General features: G+C 52.0%; 19 protein-coding genes. 12 read left to right on the top strand and 7 right to left on the bottom strand.

What is annotated here, in order from left to right:
* Nucleotides 1-59: 59 nt before the first annotated feature.
* The 4 genes from QNH46_RS15170 to metG all read left to right on the top strand — a co-directional run bounded on the left by QNH46_RS15170 (nucleotide 60) and on the right by metG (nucleotide 3,213).
* Nucleotides 60-515 (top strand): Fur family transcriptional regulator, encoded by a 456-nt coding sequence (locus QNH46_RS15170; protein ID WP_283925042.1) that lies wholly within the window; start codon nucleotides 60-62, stop codon nucleotides 513-515.
* Between the two features lie 2 nt (nucleotides 516-517).
* Nucleotides 518-793 carry a membrane protein insertion efficiency factor YidD gene (gene yidD, locus QNH46_RS15165; RefSeq protein WP_283925041.1) on the top strand — a complete coding sequence of 92 codons (276 nt, stop codon included), beginning with the start codon at nucleotides 518-520 and terminating at the stop codon, nucleotides 791-793.
* A 121-nt stretch (nucleotides 794-914) separates the two neighbouring features.
* Entirely contained in the window at nucleotides 915-1,094 is a 180-nt protein-coding gene (locus QNH46_RS15160; RefSeq protein ID WP_283925040.1) for a hypothetical protein, read from the top strand.
* 145 nt (nucleotides 1,095-1,239) lie between these two features.
* On the top strand, nucleotides 1,240-3,213 hold the full coding sequence (gene metG / locus QNH46_RS15155; protein ID WP_283925039.1) for a methionine--tRNA ligase: 1,974 nt from the start codon (nucleotides 1,240-1,242) through the stop codon (nucleotides 3,211-3,213).
* Between the two features lie 307 nt (nucleotides 3,214-3,520).
* On the opposite strand, the gene QNH46_RS15150 is transcribed toward metG, so the two are convergent.
* The 5 genes from QNH46_RS15150 to QNH46_RS15130 all read right to left on the bottom strand — a co-directional run bounded on the left by QNH46_RS15150 (nucleotide 3,521) and on the right by QNH46_RS15130 (nucleotide 7,226).
* On the bottom strand, nucleotides 3,521-4,060 hold the full coding sequence (locus QNH46_RS15150; RefSeq protein WP_283925038.1) for an S-layer homology domain-containing protein: 540 nt from the start codon (nucleotides 4,058-4,060) through the stop codon (nucleotides 3,521-3,523).
* Entirely contained in the window at nucleotides 4,000-5,229 is a 1,230-nt protein-coding gene (locus tag QNH46_RS15145) for a hypothetical protein (protein WP_430691943.1), read from the bottom strand. Before QNH46_RS15145 ends, QNH46_RS15150 begins: the two co-directional genes overlap by 61 nt.
* A gap of 140 nt (nucleotides 5,230-5,369) precedes the next feature.
* Nucleotides 5,370-5,906: a hypothetical protein gene (locus QNH46_RS15140; RefSeq protein WP_283925036.1), complete on the bottom strand. Its 537-nt coding sequence runs from the start codon at nucleotides 5,904-5,906 to the stop codon at nucleotides 5,370-5,372.
* Between the two features lie 40 nt (nucleotides 5,907-5,946).
* A complete protein-coding gene (locus QNH46_RS15135; RefSeq protein WP_283928456.1) occupies nucleotides 5,947-6,549 on the bottom strand; it encodes a hypothetical protein in 603 nt (200 codons plus the stop codon).
* On the bottom strand, nucleotides 6,549-7,226 hold the full coding sequence (locus QNH46_RS15130) for a hypothetical protein (protein ID WP_283925035.1): 678 nt from the start codon (nucleotides 7,224-7,226) through the stop codon (nucleotides 6,549-6,551). Before QNH46_RS15130 ends, QNH46_RS15135 begins: the two co-directional genes overlap by 1 nt.
* A 544-nt stretch (nucleotides 7,227-7,770) precedes the next feature.
* Here QNH46_RS15130 and QNH46_RS15125 point away from each other — a divergent pair.
* From QNH46_RS15125 to QNH46_RS15095, 7 genes are all read left to right on the top strand, one after another.
* The gene (locus tag QNH46_RS15125; RefSeq protein ID WP_283925034.1) at nucleotides 7,771-8,772 is read left to right on the top strand and encodes a metal ABC transporter substrate-binding protein; all 1,002 of its coding nucleotides are present in this window, start codon (nucleotides 7,771-7,773) and stop codon (nucleotides 8,770-8,772) included.
* A 31-nt stretch (nucleotides 8,773-8,803) separates the two neighbouring features.
* Complete coding sequence (locus tag QNH46_RS15120; RefSeq protein WP_283925033.1) at nucleotides 8,804-9,565, top strand: metal ABC transporter ATP-binding protein; 762 nt, start codon at nucleotides 8,804-8,806, stop codon at nucleotides 9,563-9,565.
* 102 nt (nucleotides 9,566-9,667) lie between these two features.
* Nucleotides 9,668-10,462 (top strand): metal ABC transporter permease, encoded by a 795-nt coding sequence (locus QNH46_RS15115; protein ID WP_283925032.1) that lies wholly within the window; start codon nucleotides 9,668-9,670, stop codon nucleotides 10,460-10,462.
* A 44-nt stretch (nucleotides 10,463-10,506) separates the two neighbouring features.
* Complete coding sequence (locus QNH46_RS15110; RefSeq protein ID WP_283925031.1) at nucleotides 10,507-11,220, top strand: cytochrome c biogenesis CcdA family protein; 714 nt, start codon at nucleotides 10,507-10,509, stop codon at nucleotides 11,218-11,220.
* A gap of 110 nt (nucleotides 11,221-11,330) precedes the next feature.
* Entirely contained in the window at nucleotides 11,331-11,756 is a 426-nt protein-coding gene (gene mntR / locus QNH46_RS15105) for a transcriptional regulator MntR (RefSeq protein ID WP_155610218.1), read from the top strand.
* 167 nt (nucleotides 11,757-11,923) lie between these two features.
* Nucleotides 11,924-13,576, top strand: coding sequence for a family 10 glycosylhydrolase (locus QNH46_RS15100; protein WP_283925030.1), 1,653 nt, complete (start codon nucleotides 11,924-11,926; stop codon nucleotides 13,574-13,576).
* A 69-nt stretch (nucleotides 13,577-13,645) separates the two neighbouring features.
* Nucleotides 13,646-14,617, top strand: coding sequence for a patatin-like phospholipase family protein (locus QNH46_RS15095; protein WP_155610216.1), 972 nt, complete (start codon nucleotides 13,646-13,648; stop codon nucleotides 14,615-14,617).
* On the opposite strand, the gene QNH46_RS15090 is transcribed toward QNH46_RS15095, so the two are convergent.
* Both QNH46_RS15090 and QNH46_RS15085 read right to left on the bottom strand, forming a co-directional pair.
* Nucleotides 14,614-14,937 (bottom strand): hypothetical protein, encoded by a 324-nt coding sequence (locus tag QNH46_RS15090; RefSeq protein WP_283925029.1) that lies wholly within the window; start codon nucleotides 14,935-14,937, stop codon nucleotides 14,614-14,616. The genes QNH46_RS15095 and QNH46_RS15090 overlap by 4 nt on opposite strands.
* A 6-nt stretch (nucleotides 14,938-14,943) precedes the next feature.
* Nucleotides 14,944-15,939 carry a DUF1385 domain-containing protein gene (locus QNH46_RS15085; RefSeq protein ID WP_283925028.1) on the bottom strand — a complete coding sequence of 332 codons (996 nt, stop codon included), beginning with the start codon at nucleotides 15,937-15,939 and terminating at the stop codon, nucleotides 14,944-14,946.
* 159 nt (nucleotides 15,940-16,098) lie between these two features.
* On the opposite strand from QNH46_RS15085, the gene QNH46_RS15080 reads away from it, so the two are divergent.
* The gene (locus QNH46_RS15080) at nucleotides 16,099-16,602 is read left to right on the top strand and encodes a YqhR family membrane protein (protein WP_283925027.1); all 504 of its coding nucleotides are present in this window, start codon (nucleotides 16,099-16,101) and stop codon (nucleotides 16,600-16,602) included.
* The last annotated feature ends 65 nt before the right edge of the window (nucleotides 16,603-16,667 follow it).

Genomic DNA, 16,667 nt, shown 5'->3' with positions numbered 1-16,667 from the left:
TTTCGGGCATTATTAGTAGAGACGCATGCATAACGCAAGTTCAGACGGGAGGTATGCACATGCTGTCGAGTGAACAAATCATCGGGGTCATGTCCGCCCGAGGGCTGCGGATTACGGATCAGCGCAGAACGCTGGCCAAGCTGTTTGCAGAGCGTGACGGATATTTAACGCCGAAAGACGTTTATGAATATATGGAAAAAATATATAGCGGCCTCAGCTTTGATACGGTGTACCGCAATTTGCGGGTGATGGAGGAACTGGGGGTACTGGAGCAGATCATGTTTGAGGACGGCCTCAAGTTCCGGGCCAGCTGCAGCGAGGGGCATCATCATCACCATATGATCTGCCTGCAATGCGAGCGGACGTATCCGATCCATTTCTGTCCCATGCCTTTGACGGACGCGCCTGAGCAATTCCAGGTCGTGAAGCATAAGTTCGAAGTGTTCGGCTACTGCAAAGACTGCCGCCGCGAGCTGAACGGCGAGCGGCTGCCTCAGAATAGCGGGACGTCCTGAAGATGGGCATCGTTCGCAAAGCGGTTAAAGGCCCGATCATTTTCTACCGGAAGTTTATTTCTCCGCTGAAGCCGCCGACCTGCAGGTTTTACCCGACCTGCTCCGCCTACGCTCTGGAGGCGATCGAAGTGCACGGCCCGGTGAAAGGGTCCTGGCTCGCAGCCAAACGAATTGCCCGCTGCCATCCGTTTCACCCTGGCGGGATCGATCCCGTTCCTCCAAGGAAATCACCGGTTCCGGAGCAGGGAGGCAAGCTTAGCGACGGGAGCTCGTCATGAGGCCTAGCTAGTGGGAGTGGCACTCGGCGGCTATTGCTAGTATCAGCGGCCCAGGACCGCTTGACAGAGGGATGGTCTTTTCCTAAGATAGAAGGTAAACACATGAGCTGCTTGATCATGCATGATATCATTCCGACGAACGGATGAGTACGAAGAGGGATTCTGTGACAGAGAGCCGGGGGAGCTGCAAACCGGTCTGAATCGGCTTTGGAAGATGGTCCGGGAGGAACTGCTTTCGAGCCGCCTTGGCGGGGTTTTTCCACGGCCAGCGGTGAGGGAGTGGCGCGAAATCCGGCGTTAATGGAGGGTCGTTAAGACCGACAGAGCCTGCCGTCTGCGAAGACGCAGGGAATTTGGGTGGTAACGCGTGAGTGATCTCTCGCCCCATACGGGGTGGGAGTTTTTTTGTATGCGTTGCTGTCGATGATGAAGGAGGACAAAGGAATATGGCTGAGAAAAAAACATTCTATATTACGACGCCGATTTATTATCCAAGCGACAAGCTGCATATCGGTCACGCCTACACGACGGTGGCCGGGGACGCTATTGCGCGTTACAAGCGATTGCGCGGCTATGATGTGCGCTATTTGACCGGTACGGACGAGCATGGGCAGAAGATCGAACGTAAAGCCCAGGAGAGTGGCAAGACTCCGCAGCAATTTGTCGACGACATCGTAGTCGGCATTAAGAACTTGTGGCGGAAGCTGGACATTTCCAACGATGACTTCATTCGCACCACCGAACCGCGCCATAAAGCCGTCGTTGAGGAAATCTTCGACCGTCTGGTGAAGAAGGGTGATATTTATAAAGGCGAATACGAGGGCTGGTACTGTACGCCATGCGAATCGTTCTTTACCGAGCGCCAGCTCGTAGACGGCAATTGTCCGGACTGTGGACGCCCGGTCGAGCTGGTGAAAGAGGAGAGCTATTTCTTCCGCATGAGCCACTATGCGGATCGCCTGCTGCAGTACTATGAGGAGAATCCTGACTTCATTCAGCCGGAATCCCGCAAGAATGAGATGATCAACAACTTCATCAAGCCAGGTCTCGAGGATCTGGCGGTATCCCGTACGACATTCGATTGGGGGATCCGGGTCAAGGGAGATCCGAAGCACGTCATCTACGTGTGGATCGACGCATTGACCAATTATATTACGGCGCTGGGCTACGGCACGGACAATCCGGAGCTGTATGAGCGCTATTGGCCGGCGGATGTCCACCTCGTCGGGAAGGAGATTGTCCGTTTCCATACGATCTATTGGCCGATCATGCTCATGGCACTGGATCTGCCGCTGCCGAAAAAGGTTTTTGGACACGGCTGGCTGCTTACCAAGGGGGGTAAAATGTCCAAATCCAAAGGAAACGTCGTTGATCCGAACATGCTGATCGACCGTTATGGCCTGGACGCAACGCGCTATTACTTGCTGCGCGAGGTTCCGTTCGGCTCTGACGGCTCCTTTACGCCGGAGAGCTTCGTGCAGCGGGTCAACTCAGACCTGGCCAATGATCTCGGGAACCTGCTGAACCGCACGGTGGCGATGATCGGCAAATATTTTGACGGGGAGCTGCCGGCGTATCGTCCAAATGTAACGCCGTACGATGCTGAGCTGTCCGAACTCGCGCAGCAAACGATTCGCAAGGTGGAGGAAGTGATGGAGAATCTGGAGTTCTCCGTAGCCTTGACAGCGATCAGTGCTTTCATCGGGCGGACGAATAAATACATTGATGAGACGCAGCCTTGGGTGCTGGCCAAGGACGAAGCGAAGCGGGAGGAGCTTGCTTCGGTCATGGTGCATTTGGCGGAATCCTTGCGTATCGCTTCCATCTTGCTGCAGCCGTTCCTGACCCAGGCTCCGGCAAAAATCTGGGCACAGCTGGGCATTGAGCCAGGAGAGCTCACTTCCTGGGAGAGCACCAAATCGTTCGGCTTGATTCCGGCTGGAACGAAGCTGGGCAAAGGGGAGCCGATCTTCCCTAGACTTGATGCCGATCAGGAAATCCAGTACATCGTCGATTCGATGTCCGCGGGAGCGGAGCCTGCTCCAGAAGAGCCTGCCAAAGCGCAGGAGGCGGAAGCCGTCAAGGAGGAGTCGAAGCCGGAGATCGGTATCGACGACTTTGCGAAGGTAGAGCTGCGCGTGGCCGAGGTTATCGCCTGCGAGCCGGTGCCGAAAGCGGATAAGCTGCTTAAGCTGCAGCTCGACCTCGGCTATGAGCAGCGCCAGGTTGTCTCCGGGATCGCGAAATTCTATAAGCCGGAGGAATTGGTAGGCCGCAAAGTGATCTGCGTGACCAACCTCAAGCCGGTCAAGCTTCGCGGCGAGCTGTCGCAGGGCATGATCTTGGCCGCCTCACAGGGAGATAAGCTGACACTGGCGACCGTTCCAGATTCGATGCCAAACGGCGCGATCGTCAAGTAAGCGGATAGGTAAGGCAAGCATCGAAAAAATTGAAAGGCGAGTCCGCGCATGCATGGCGCGGACTCGTCTATTTTTATTCATGAACTCTGTTTAATTTAGAATTTTAGAAACTACTAGCACACTTTCCGCTCGCGTCATCGGCGCTTTCGGAGCAAACTGGTTATTCCTCGTCCCCGGATGAGATCCCATGCTTGTGCGGCTCCCACGGCCTCCCTCGCCCAAGCTTCAATTTGTCCGTTATCGCTAAACGACTCCAGGTATGACGTGGTTGTCTCTGCGCCATGCAAATACTTATACGCACGCACGATCATAACGGCCATTTCTTCCCGGGTGATGACGGCATTTGGCGCAATGTGATCGAATCACGACCATGCACGATTCCAGCGCTGCTTGCCTTGGCGATCGCTTCAGCATACCAAGCATCAGGAATCACATCCGTGAACGTCAGGGTATCAGCAGCCGTTAGCCCTAATGCGCGTGTCAGCATTGCTGCGAATTCGGCCCGTGTTACGTTGCCTTGCGGATCGAAACGCGTGTCGTCGATCCCTGCAATGATGTGCTTTGCCGCCATTTTTTTAATAGCTTGAATCGCCCAGTGGCTCTCTCCTACATCGGCAAACGTTTTGTTGTATTCGGGAACCGCATATTTCCCTAAATGATGAATTTTCGCGGTGATCATGCCGTCCGCTAACGTCCCGCCCATATACTCAAGGGTTCCGTCTGCCGAAATAAAGTATATGCCCAATAAATCGGGATTGGCATTCGGATCGACTTGCAGCGCGATCGTTATTGGCTCGGCAAAGGCTGGTGCCGGTTCGGTAGTTCCGTCTGCGCCAACAACCCGCATGTTGAGGTCGTACATTCCCGTATATTGCCCGTAAATAACTGTTTCTGGGCAAAAACAAGGCGCCCCGTGAGCTGTTCAGCCCCCTCTTGATCCAATCGGTAGGAAGCAGGGTTATTCAGAGCTTCCTGGGCAGCATTCCGCGCGGCTTCAAAGAGCTGCCAGTCGCTGTCGCGGAATTCGTCCAGCTTGTTGATGCCTTGCGCCTCTGCTGCCGCTTCTTGGAGAGCAGCCATATCAGGCGTACCTTGCACTTCGCCGGAAACAACCGCCACGGCGTCCACCACCAAGGTGCCGCTTAACACCTTGATCCGAATGGTATGCTCGCCAAATGCAAGCCCGCGAAGCGTAAAGGTTTGGTACAATTCCTTGGAAGCTGTCGCGGCGGCTGAAGGCGCTACGATTTGCCCGTCCACCATCACCTCCAGCTTGGCCGAACCGTCGTTGGGGCCCAGAATATCCAGTCCGGTACCTACATACGTATATTCCAGCGCAGCATCAGCGCCCTGGCTGGTGGAAAGGGAGCGTTGATAATGGAACATGCCCTGGCCGTTGTTATGGGCCCACGAACCGCTGTAAACGAGTTTGGGCTGGGGAAGGGGAGCCAGGTCGTGCATCTCCAGATCGTCAAGCGCCTCGGAATAGTACGGTGCATAGCCTTCCACTGTTTCTACCAGTAAATTGTCAAAACGAACGTGATAGTATCCGCTGCCCAGATCTACCCGGCCGGACAGCTTGGGGTGCGGATCGGTGTAAGAGGCAAGCTCCACGCCGTCCAGGAAGGCTGTCACCTGACTTCTCGCCACTTGAATAGCCATGTTATGCCATGCGTTATAAGCGTCGTCAAAGTCATTGATCTTTACGCCGCCGGAACCGCTTACGACATTGCCGTTGGCCACGGAACGGCCATCGACCTGCAGCTGCCAGCCGCCGTCAAACCAAAATTTCAGTACATAAGGTGTACCGTTAATTGTATGGGAGCTGCCGCCGCCCTGATACCGGGCGCCTATCGCAGCGTAATTTGCGCCGCCTTGCGTATTGTTCGTTTCGAACGAAACGTCGACGCTGGCCTTATAGTTGGTCCACCGGTAGTCGCCGATGGCTGTGACGGGCTCGCCGTTGTTCCACGTACCGCCAAGTCCCATAAGCCCCTGGTCCAATTGCTGGCGCAGAACGTAATTTCCGGTTTGCTCGTCCAGATACGCTTCAAACGCGCCATTGCGATCATGGGTGTAGCGGGGGACTGCGCCTTTAGAACCGCCGCGTGATTCGATATAGCTTTGATAGCCCGTAATTTGCCCCCCTGCTCCAATTACAGGAACCGTCTTGCCGGAAAGTCAAAATCGTCGGCGTAAAGGATACCGTCCCCGGTATTCTGAACCGATCCGGTCGCATCGGTGTCCAGCACGGTGCGTTCGCCCTCAACAGGGAGCGGTGTATGGTGCGCATTGTTCCCGCTGTTTTCCAATGTCGTTACGGTCACGATTGAATAAGGTTTGACGCGCACGGTGTAAATTACGCCTCCGTCAGCAGAAACCTTCCCGCGATATTGCATGTAGCTGCTGTTGAAGGCTTCTCCTTTGCCGGCGGCCCGAGTTTCCCATATTTCCAGGGAAGGGGTGCCCGTATACGCCATATTGACTGTCTGGAGCTTGTAGGTTCTCTCATACTCGCTGTCATTGAGAATAACGGTTGAAAAATCGCTCTTGTCGGGGGCTGCAAGCGTCATATAGCTTGGCGTACCGTTGCGTCCACTGACCGGATTAGTACCTGTTGCGCCGGTGTAGCTGGCCTGCGGAACCGCTCTCCAAATTCCCTCGTCGTTATTGCCGTTCTCCCAGCCGGCCATTGCGAACCAACTAAAATGCTGCAGGACGTGAAGACCCGCGTCATAATGAATCCAGCCCGACCAAGGGTCGCGAGCGCCCCAATTCCTTGAAGGAATATTGACCGCCTTCGTAGAAGGAGCCGATGGCTGGCTGATAAACAAAATGCGTCCGCCGGGAATTGACGAATCCCTTGATAATGGTATTGCCCATCTCAATTTTCACCTGTGTCATGATGGGGTTGTCTCCGCCAAACAGAATCTGCAGCAATTCTGCATAAGACTCAGGATGCTCGGCCTTATAATCCATTAGCAGGGCACTGGTACTGTTTGCGCTCAGTACGCCAAATCCCTTGAACGTGAGGCCGTTGATATTGCCGGCCTTAATATCGTTGCCGTCCAGAAATACCTTGACCGCAGATGCTGCATTTTGCCGAGCGTCCTCAATCAAGCCTTTGATCCCTCCCTTGGCTATGGCGAACCAGCTCAAGATTGGTTTTTCGCCGGACACATAAGCGAAGGTCAGTTTCATGGGAACGCTGGTGTCAATGTCTCCGGGGATCGTAAATTCGCTGGAAATGAGCTTAGTCGCATTAGTATTGAACGGATCGAGATAGATCGTTTTTCTATCGCCGCTGATATCCTGATACTCGATATTGGGGCGCATCACGCGGGAGCGGCTGCCGTACCAGTCGTGAAGCCGCTGCTGAGCGTATAGGTTCCAGCTTCAAGGGCTTTGAGCTGATAAATGATATGATCGTTGGCAGCCCGCAGCCCGACAACCCATATCGACGGATCCGCAGCGGGGTCCGTATGCCCCCCGTCTTTGGAGTTTTTTACCTTGTGTACCGAATCGTCGAACCCCCAGCCGTTCGTTGCGTCAAACTTCTGTTCCGGCAGTTGATTGAGCAAGGGTGCGCCGGTCAGTTCTTTGACCGCCTCGTACAATGGCGAGGTACTAGGACCGTTGCCAAGGGAATCGCCGCCTCGGCCGCTATCCACGAAATAAACCAAGGGATGGCTAGAGGGCGGAATAACTTCCACATTAGCCAAGACCGCTCTGCCTCCCGCCGTACCGGTAACCGTCACCGTATCGTAAGGCACGGCAAAGGTATCCTCGCCGATATGCCAAGTGACAGGCGCGCTCTGGCCTTCCATTTCCATGCTGTCAGGCAAAGTAGTTTCTGCGGCTGTCCTGGCACCCATGAAAGCGGCCGCGTGGATGGTATACACGCTATCAGCGGATACGTCGGAAAGACCGAATGGGGGATACAAACCAAACAACAGCATCGCGGTCATAGCAATAGAGCATAACCTGTTTCTGACAGTGCGCTTCTTGCTCATTCATACATCCTCCTTTTGATAAACCTTCAGACGGCGGTAGTAGCGAGACATGGAGATGAAACCGCTGTCAAAATACTCATCATGAAGGCAGAACTCGACTTTCCAGGCGGATCGTCCGTATCCATTTCGATTCTCTCCTTGGATGCACGCCTCCTTTCATTGCTGATATCACGCTTTATAAAATGCGCTTTTCAAACTCATTAGCTGTTATACCACACACGTCAAAAGGGGAACATGCACTTTTCAATGCACAACCTGCAAGATTGTTATGTATCATAGGCGAAGCAAGCTCCTTGCCAAGTTAATAACCAAAAATTCGGATAAGAACATGTAATTTTATTAGCTCCATATTATGGCTCCTTGGTCGTAAGGCCGTTACACCATGAGCCGTTTATTTTGCCAAGCATGCGCCAACACTAGAATGTGACAATATGCCAAAGACAGATTTAGGCGGTTGACAATCGTTTTATTTTGACCCTATAATCCTTCTAGTAATAATTACGATTAAGAATGGCTAGGAAGGAAGATCATAATGGCGTCATACATGAAAATATATAAAGGCTGGAAAGCGGTTCTGTTGCTTCTTGCGGCAGTTCTGCTGCTGGCCGGCTGCGGAAGCGGCAATAATGAAAATAAGGTCGTTGCGGGCAAGGTCAACGTCGTTACGAGTTTTTATCCTCTCTATGAATTTGCAAAAGAGATAGGCGGAGAAGAGGCGCATGTTATCAATTTGCTGCCTGTAGGCGTCGAGCCGCATGATTGGACGCCGCGCAGCCAGGAAATTCTCAACACGTCCAAAGCACAGCTGTTCTTATACAACGGAGCGGGGCTTGAAGGATGGCTGGACAGCTTCCTTAAAGGCCTGGGCAGCGACTCCAAGGTGAAGACCGTCGAAGTAAGCCAGGGGATTACCCTGATCGCAAGCGGTGAAGAGGATGGACACCAGCATGGCGCGGGGAACGACGATCATCATGATGAAGACGGACACGCCCATGCCGAAGATGATCATAATCATGACCACGGCCATATCGACCCGCACACTTGGGTAAGCCCGAAATCGGCGATAATCATGGCTGAGAATATCAAAAACAGCTTTATCGAGGTTGATCCTGCTCATCGGGAGCAATACGAGGACCGCTATGAACAGCTGCATGCCCGCCTGCAGCAGCTTGATGCCAAGTTTACGGAGGAACTGGCGAAGACGAGCCGGAAAGAGATCGTCGTATCCCACCAATCGTTTGGCTATCTGTGCCGGGATTACGGGCTGACTCAGCATTCGATTATGGGCCTGACGCCCGAAGCGGAACCGAAAGCCCAGGATTTGATGCATCTGTCCAAGCTGGTGAAGGAAGAAGGGATTCAATATATCTTTTTTGAGGAGCTTGTGTCTGATAAGCTTGTGAACACGCTGGCCTCGGAGGCAGGCGTGAAAACGCTGGTGCTTAATCCGGTTGAGGGGCTGACGAAGCAGCAGGAGCAGGCGGGAGAGAATTATTTTACATTGATGGAGAAAAATTTGCAAAATCTTGTTCTCGCCTTACAATAAGGAGAGACATACCAGCGGAAGGACGGTCAAGATGAAACCGGACAATTTAGCAGCATCGGCGTTGGCCTGCCATGACAATATTATCGAGCTTGCCGATGTCTCCTTTTCCTATAAAGACAAGAACGTGATCTCGAACTTCAGTTTTACAGTAAAAGAACGCGATTTCGTCGGGGTCATCGGCTCGAACGGGGCCGGCAAGACGACCCTGCTGCGGATGATAGTCGGGCTGCTGTCGCCGACCGACGGGGAAATTCGCCTGTTCGGACAGCCGGTTCGGCGTTTTCGTGATTGGGACAGGATTGGATATGTGCCGCAGAAAAATTCGTTCAACCCTTTGTTTCCGGCGACTGTAAGAGAAGTCGTCATGTCAGGATTGTATAACAATAAGAAGCTGTTTCGCCGCATCGGCAAGGCGGAGCAGGTGAAATGCGACGATGCGCTTGAGGTGATGCGCATCGGGGATATTGCCGACAAACGGATCGGGGAGCTGTCCGGCGGGCAGCAGCAGCGCGTCTTTTTGGCCAGGGCCTTGATCAATAAGCCAGATCTGCTAATTTTAGACGAGCCTACAGTCGGAATCGACGCGCAGACCCAGGAAGATTTCTTTGAGCTGATTTTCCATATGCATGCGCATCATCATATGACGTTTCTCATGGTCTCGCATGATGTGGAAATGATTGAGGATAATTTGGGTAATGAGCCGCTGGATCGCTGCGGAGCGATCAAGTTCTATGTGAAGCATTCCCATGATCAGGATTGTTCGATTCCCGATCTTCAGCATTCAATCCAATAGATTGGCCAGCTTATGCTTACGATGTAAGTTTTGCTTACGCAAAACTAGGCTTATGCTTACGAAGTAAGTTTTGCTCCGCAAAACTTTTAGGAGATGTGAAACTTGGAAATACTTACGGCAGAATTTTTTCAAAGAGCGCTGATAGGGGGGCTGCTCATTGGCATTACAGCCCCCCTGATCGGTATTTTTTTAGTGCTGCGCCGCTTGTCGATGATCGGGGACACACTGGCCCATGTAACGATTGCGGGCGTGGCCCTCGGTTTCTTGATCCAGGCCAATCCGATATGGGTCGGACTGGCCTTTGCAGTACTGGCCTCCTTCGCGATCGAGAAGCTGCGCAAAGCTTATAAAGCCTACGCGGAACTGTCGATAGCCATCATCATGTCCGGTGGCGTGGCGCTGGCGTCGCTGTTCTTTACGCTCGGGATAGGGTACAATACGGATGTATTGTTCGGCAGCATTTATACTTTGAGCAGAGAAGATTTATACATCGTCGGCGCGGTTACGCTTGTCGTTATCGCCGTTGTGGCCCTGTTCTTCAAGGAATTTTTCCTCCTTACGTTTGAGGAGGATGCCGCTGTGGTCAGCGGGCTGCCCGTTAAGCTGTTCAACCTGCTGATTACTGTGCTGACGGCGCTGGTCATTAGTACCGCTATCAAAATCGTTGGCGCCCTGCTCGTATCCGCTTTAATTACGATTCCTGCGGCATGCAGCCTGCTTATTGCGCGCAGCTTCAAGTCCTCGGTGATCTTTTCGGTTATTATCGCGGAAATTGCCGTTGTGATCGGGCTGATTATGGCCGGCATTTGGAATCTGGCGCCGGGCGCTACGATTGTGCTGCTGCTCATCGGCATGCTGATCGTTACGCTTATAGGCAAAAAAGGGCTGAACGCTTAGAACATTACACTACTTTCTATCTTATCTGAGGATCGGAGGCTGTAATGGCTGATATTAATGTTGTGGTAGCTTTCGGGGCAGGTGTTGCCTCCTTCATTTCGCCTTGCTGCTTGCCGCTCTACCCGTCCTATTTGTCATATATTACGGGGATGTCTGTGCAAACGCTAAAGACAGAGCAGAACAAGCGGGAAGTCCGTATGAAGACGATGGCGCACTCACTTGCTTTTATTCTAGGATTCTCTGTTGTCTTCTATACTCTTGGCTTCGGGGCCGGACTCTTTGGCGAGTTTTTCATCCATTATCGGGATTTGATCCGCCAGATTTCTGCTATTTTAATTATACTTATGGGCTTGTTTTTGCTTGGCATATTCCAGCCGCAATTTTTGCTGAAGGAACGCAAAATGGATATCAAGCTAAAGAAGAGCGGATACGTGGCTTCTTTTATTTTTGGCATCGGTTTTTCCGCCGGCTGGTCGCCTTGCGTAGGGCCGATTTTGGCGGCAATTATTTCGCTCGCGGTCAGTGAGCCGGGAACATGGCTAAACCTGATTACGGCATATACGCTGGGCTTTGCTTTGCCGTTTTTCGTTCTGGCTTTCTTCATCGGCAGCACGAAATGGATTACCCGCTATTCTGCAGCGATCATGAAAATCGGCGGTGCGCTAATGCTGTTGATGGGGGTGCTGCTGTTTACGAACCAAATGGCTAAAATTACGATTTGGCTGCAGCAGATTACGCCTGAATGGCTTAAATTCTAAATTTCGGGCGCACTTGCCAACGGACGAGCACAACATGTATCATGAATATAGTAGCATTTGGTAATGCGGTCAGTTTCCGCGACGCCAATAGAGGAAAAGAGGTTCGTAAGATGCCAACACCTAGTATGGAGGATTATTTGGAGCGCATATACAAGCTCATTGATGAGAAGGGCTATGCGCGTGTTTCCGATATTGCCGAAGGACTGGAGGTACATCCTTCTTCCGTCACGAAGATGATCCAGAAGCTGGATAAGGACGAATACGTCATTTATGAGAAATATCGGGGCCTGGTGCTTACGAGCAAAGGCAAGAAGATCGGCAAGCGTCTCGTTGACCGGCATCATCTGCTGGAGGAATTTTTGGAAATGATCGGCGTCGATGAGGAGAACATCTATAAAGATGTGGAGGGAATCGAGCATCATCTGAGCTGGGACTCGATTACCCGCATCGCTGCTCTGGTGGATTATTTCAAGCGCGACGAAACCAGAATTCAGGATCTTCGGGATGTCGATAAGGAGATCATGAACGAATCCTAGCTAAAGCATCTGTCTTGCCCGGACAGATGCTTTTTCTTTTGTCTTATGGCCCGGCGCAAGTCAATTATTGCAAGTTAAACGCAACTCTTGGGACATGGAAGGCGTTAGAGATAGAGGGGACTATATTTGGATGCCGGCAATTATTTACTATGATCTGGAGGTTACTCATGAAATTTCGCACTTGGTTCTTTTCTTTTATCATTCTGCTGTTGATTTGGCCTTTCTCCGGTCACGCGGATGCTGCGGCGGCGCGTCCGATCGAAATTATTCTGGACGGGCGGACCCTCTCCAGCGATGCGCCTCCGTATATCAAACCGAAAAACAATGTCACGATGGTGCCGCTTCGGGTGATCAGCGAAGGCCTGGGAGCTCAGGTCGACTGGCTGGCCAGCGCCAAGTCCGTCACGATTGCGAAAGACAGCAATATCATTGTATTGCGGGTGGGAAGCACATCGGCGCAAGTGAATCATGCCGCGGTGAAGCTCGATGTCTCGGCTGAAATCCAGTCCGGGCGTACGATGGTTCCGCTTCGTTTCGTTGGGGAACAGCTTGGTTTGCAGGTAGACTGGAATTCCGCAACGCGAACGATAGCGCTATCTTCACAGGGGACGAGCATTCCGCCAATTACCGGGCCAACAACGCCCGTTATTCCTCCGACCGAACAGCCATCTACACCACCACCTGCGGTTCAGCAGCCTGGAAGCGGCGGAGCAGCGTCCGAGCTGCGGGGAGTCTGGGTATCCTCAGTGCTCAATCTCGATTGGCCCACGAAGGCCTCCTACGGAAACGCCGAGCAGCAGAAGCAGGAATACATCAAGCTGCTGGACGAGATACAGGCCATGGGGTTAAATGCGGTATTCGTTCAAGTCAGACCTACCGCGGATGCGCTCTATCCTTCCAAACTTGTGCCATGGTCGGTTTATCTGACCGGAACAGCGGGCAAGGATCCGGGATATGATCCACTGGCATTTCTGATTGAGGAGACGCATCGCCGGGGCATGCAGTTTCACGCTTGGTTTAATCCGTTCCGGGCTAGCATGAATGCCGATACGAGCAAGCTGCCAAGCAGCCATGTCGTTCATCAGCATCCAGACTGGATCGTCAAATTTGCCGACAAGCTCTATATTAATCCCGGGATTCCTGAAGCGCGCCAGCATATTATTGATGCCATTATGGAAGTCGTAGATGGCTACGATATCGACGGGGTGCATCTGGATGATTATTTCTACCCGTCCGGCGAGACGGCTTCCAGCAAATTCAATGACGATGCAACGATGAAGCGATACAACGCGAAGCAGTTGAACAAAGGGGACTGGCGCCGTGACAATATCAACCAGTTCGTGCGCGACCTTGGTCAGAGCATCCACGCCGTCAAGCCGGCAGTTTCTTACGGAATCAGCCCGTTTGGGGTGTGGCGCAACAAGGCTTCGGATATTACCGGTTCAGACACGAAGGCCGGGATAACCGCGTATGACAGCACTTATGCCGACGTTAGGACCTGGATTCGCAATGAATGGATTGACTACGTTACGCCGCAATTATATTGGAGTCTAACGCGCCCTGAGGTGCGTTACGATATTTTGACAGACTGGTGGGCACAAGAGGTTCGGGGAACGCAGGTGAAGCTGTATATAGGCCATGCTCCTTACAAGATTGGCACGCCGGAAGTCGGCTGGCATTCGGCGGACGAAATTATCCACCAGCTGGAGTACAATGAGCGAATACCTGAAGTGAAGGGCAGCATCTTTTTTAGCGCCAAAGATTTAAGGAAAAATCCCCTCGGACTAGTTCCATTATTGAAATCATATTTCGGCTCCTAGGATGACATAGGAATAGCCCCCATGACATACATAAGCAGTAGACGTGTATGGAATGGGGGCTGTTGTTATATGCTGATAAACGGCGTATTCGAGGGCGGAGGGGTCAAAGGAATATCCCTGGCGGGAGCCGTCAGGGCGGCTGAACGGTACGGGGCGGTATTTCACCGGGTTGCGGGTACTTCATCCGGCTCTATCGTAGCGGCATTAATTTCCGCAGGCTACTCCGCGGAGGAAATGAAGGATGTCATCATGGGCACTTCATTTCTGGAATTTCTGAAGAGGTCGCGAATTTTTAATGTGCGGCTCGTAGGGCCGGCGCTGCGGGTTCTGTTGAAGAAAGGGCTATACTCGGGGGAATCTCTGGAGAATTGGATACGAATGCTCTTGAAGGATAAAGGCATCCGAACGTTTGGAGACTTGCCGAAGGGCAAATTGACGATCATCGCCTCTGATATCACAAGCGGCAGAATTTTAATTTTGCCCGACGATCTTCAGAAGCTGGGGATTACACCGCACAAGTTCGAAGTTGCCCGTGCGGTGCGGATGAGCTGCAGCATCCCTTACTTTTTTGATCCGGTGCTGCTGCGGCTGCCGCCGCGGCTGTCCACGGGCAAACCATTTGCCGATCAGTTTCTGCATATCGTCGACGGCGGGCTGCTGAGCAATTTTCCGTTATGGCTGTTCGATGATGACAGCTGCAAACCCCGCGAGAAGATGATCCCGACGGTAGGCTTCCAGATGGTCGGGAAGAACTCCAACCAGCCCCATATGATCAGGGGCCCATTCACGATGCTGCAAGCGCTCGTCGAAACGATGCTCTCCGCGCATGACGAGAGATACATTGAGCAGTCAAACCGTTACCGGACCATAAAAATACCGACGCTTGGCATCGGTACAACCCAATTCGATATCAGTAAAGAAGAAAGCCTGCTGCTTTATGAATCCGGGCTCCAGTCCGGCAACCTATTCTTCGACGAATGGAACACCCAATACTACGAAGAACAGTTCATAAAGTATCAGCAGGCAAATTTAAAGACTTAGTGGTATCTCGGAATATCCTCGTCGTTTTTCCCTTTGTTCCCTTCGATGACCTGGAACGGATAATGCTTGCGCTTTTGCCCGCTGGACTGGCGCTGCTCGGCAGCCAGTTTGGCCATCGTTCGGGCTGATGGTTTCACTTTAGGATGTTTCGCCCTGTACTTACGGGGCGGGAATTTGTAGAGCCAGACTACGACCCCCACCAGGATGGCCGGAATCAGCAAGCTGCTCCAATTGATTTGACCATTTCCGAATAACGCGTTAATTACGCCAAATGCAGCAAGTCCGATCATACTCCAAAATAGGATGGCCTGCTTCTTCATCGCTTATCATCCTTTCACGGGATCAAAGGCAGTATTAGGGGCAGGCTGTTCAAGGACGCCCTCCCGCTCATATTGTGCGTCAAGCTCTCGCATCCGGTTAAAGGAAGCGATCGATACCTCCACTTGGTCGTCCTTGGGTTCTTTCGTCGTCAGCAGTTGAAGCCACAGACCCGGATAACCCAGAAACCGCAGTACGGGAATATCGCGAACGGCGTTGGTCAGGCGCAGAAGCTCAAAGGATACGCCGATCACCAGCGGCAGAAGCAGCAATCTGATGTACATGCGCTCCCAGACATTGTCCCAGTGGAACAAAGAGTAAATGATTACGCCAACGATGACGGTCAGAATAATGAAGCTGCTGCCGCAGCGATAATGGAGCCGGCTGTATTTCTGCACGTTCTCAACCGTCAGTTCTTCCCCGTGCTCATAAGCTGTTATTACTTTATGCTCGGCACCATGATATTGAAACAGTCTTTTGATTACCGGGGTTTGTGAGATGGCCCACAAATAAACCAAAAGGAGAACAATTTTAATGGCCCCTTCGACCAGTGTATGCAGCACCCGGTTGTCAAAGGCATTTTGGAACAAATACTGTTCGACGACGGCGGGAACCAGGGTAAATACAACTTTGCCGAACAGAAAGGATAGAACACCGGCGATCGCTACACCTACAATCATCGTCAGCGAAAATCCGGACGATTCCTTCTCCTTCTGCTTGGCCCGTTCTTCTGGCTCCGTCTCGTCATCGGCCATGGCTTCGGCGGAATAGTTCAAATGCTTCGAGCCTTTGGCGCTGGAATCGATAATGCTGACTATGCCGCGGATCAACGGGATTTTGCGCAGCCGCTTGACCCAAGACTTGTCCTCTTTAGGAACCTCCAAAAAAGTAATTTCTCCGCTCTTGCGGCGGACTGCAGTGACATTGACATGCTTTCCGCCAAACATGACTCCTTCTATTACGGCTTGACCGCCATATATATTTGGTTTGGAATCCTTCGGCAAATATTTCACCTTCCCTAATTAATATCGTTGTCGCTAAGAATAATTCCATTGTATCGAATATAAGAATCAAATTCTAGTTTGATTAGTCTTTTTGGAAATGCGCATACTAAAACGACGAATGGAAGCCTTGGATAGAGCAGGAAAGGAAGGGATGCGCGAATGTCGAATCAACGGCAGCAAGGAAATCAAAGCAACAACAGAACGAATATATGGACGTTCGGCTTGCAGCTTGGTTTATTTGCCGGGCTGATCTGGGGAGGGGCGAGAGGGCTGATGTACTTTTTCAGACTTACCGTCATCGTGCCGGGATATTTGGCGGAGCCTTTTTACAAAACCCAGTTTCTAAAAACGCAGGCAGGATATTATGTCGGGTGGTTGTATTTCATTTTGTTCTCGATCGTTGCTGCACTGTTGTATACTTTATTCATGCGGCGATTGAAGGGACCCTACCCCGGGATCTTGTACGGCATCGTCTGGTGGCTGATCATCTTTCTTGGTGTAGGGCCGATGCTGGGCATGACCAAGAAGATAACTGAGCTTCCGGCGGATACGCTGATCAGCGAATTCTGCTTGTATTTGCTATGGGGACTGTTCATCGGTTATACGGCCGCGATGGAATTTACAGATGAACGCCGCAGAGAACCGGAAAAAGCGCTGCAATAAGTATAAAAGGCTTCTCATTTCCCTCACACCTATGTTAAAATTACTTTTGGTTATTTTGCAGGAAG

The sequence above is a fragment of the Paenibacillus woosongensis genome (assembly GCF_030122845.1).
Classification (GTDB): Bacteria; Bacillota; Bacilli; order Paenibacillales; family Paenibacillaceae; genus Fontibacillus; species Fontibacillus woosongensis_A.
This window is presented reverse-complemented; position numbering and strand designations above follow the sequence as displayed.

What these genes read in the sequence shown, in the direction of transcription:
- QNH46_RS15170 (WP_283925042.1), top strand. Translation starts at nt 60, where the DNA reads ATGCTGTCGAGTGAACAAATCATCGGGGTCATGTCCGCCCGAGGGCTG.
- yidD (WP_283925041.1), top strand. Translation starts at nt 518, where the DNA reads ATGGGCATCGTTCGCAAAGCGGTTAAAGGCCCGATCATTTTCTACCGG.
- QNH46_RS15160 (WP_283925040.1), top strand. Translation starts at nt 915, where the DNA reads ATGATATCATTCCGACGAACGGATGAGTACGAAGAGGGATTCTGTGAC.
- metG (WP_283925039.1), top strand. Translation starts at nt 1,240, where the DNA reads ATGGCTGAGAAAAAAACATTCTATATTACGACGCCGATTTATTATCCA.
- QNH46_RS15150 (WP_283925038.1), bottom strand. Translation starts at nt 4,060, where the DNA reads ATGCGGGTTGTTGGCGCAGACGGAACTACCGAACCGGCACCAGCCTTT.
- QNH46_RS15140 (WP_283925036.1), bottom strand. Translation starts at nt 5,906, where the DNA reads ATGGCCGGCTGGGAGAACGGCAATAACGACGAGGGAATTTGGAGAGCG.
- QNH46_RS15135 (WP_283928456.1), bottom strand. Translation starts at nt 6,549, where the DNA reads ATGCGCCCCAATATCGAGTATCAGGATATCAGCGGCGATAGAAAAACG.
- QNH46_RS15130 (WP_283925035.1), bottom strand. Translation starts at nt 7,226, where the DNA reads ATGAGCAAGAAGCGCACTGTCAGAAACAGGTTATGCTCTATTGCTATG.
- QNH46_RS15125 (WP_283925034.1), top strand. Translation starts at nt 7,771, where the DNA reads ATGAAAATATATAAAGGCTGGAAAGCGGTTCTGTTGCTTCTTGCGGCA.
- QNH46_RS15120 (WP_283925033.1), top strand. Translation starts at nt 8,804, where the DNA reads ATGAAACCGGACAATTTAGCAGCATCGGCGTTGGCCTGCCATGACAAT.
- QNH46_RS15110 (WP_283925031.1), top strand. Translation starts at nt 10,507, where the DNA reads ATGGCTGATATTAATGTTGTGGTAGCTTTCGGGGCAGGTGTTGCCTCC.
- mntR (WP_155610218.1), top strand. Translation starts at nt 11,331, where the DNA reads ATGCCAACACCTAGTATGGAGGATTATTTGGAGCGCATATACAAGCTC.
- QNH46_RS15100 (WP_283925030.1), top strand. Translation starts at nt 11,924, where the DNA reads ATGAAATTTCGCACTTGGTTCTTTTCTTTTATCATTCTGCTGTTGATT.
- QNH46_RS15095 (WP_155610216.1), top strand. Translation starts at nt 13,646, where the DNA reads ATGCTGATAAACGGCGTATTCGAGGGCGGAGGGGTCAAAGGAATATCC.
- QNH46_RS15090 (WP_283925029.1), bottom strand. Translation starts at nt 14,937, where the DNA reads ATGAAGAAGCAGGCCATCCTATTTTGGAGTATGATCGGACTTGCTGCA.
- QNH46_RS15080 (WP_283925027.1), top strand. Translation starts at nt 16,099, where the DNA reads ATGTCGAATCAACGGCAGCAAGGAAATCAAAGCAACAACAGAACGAAT.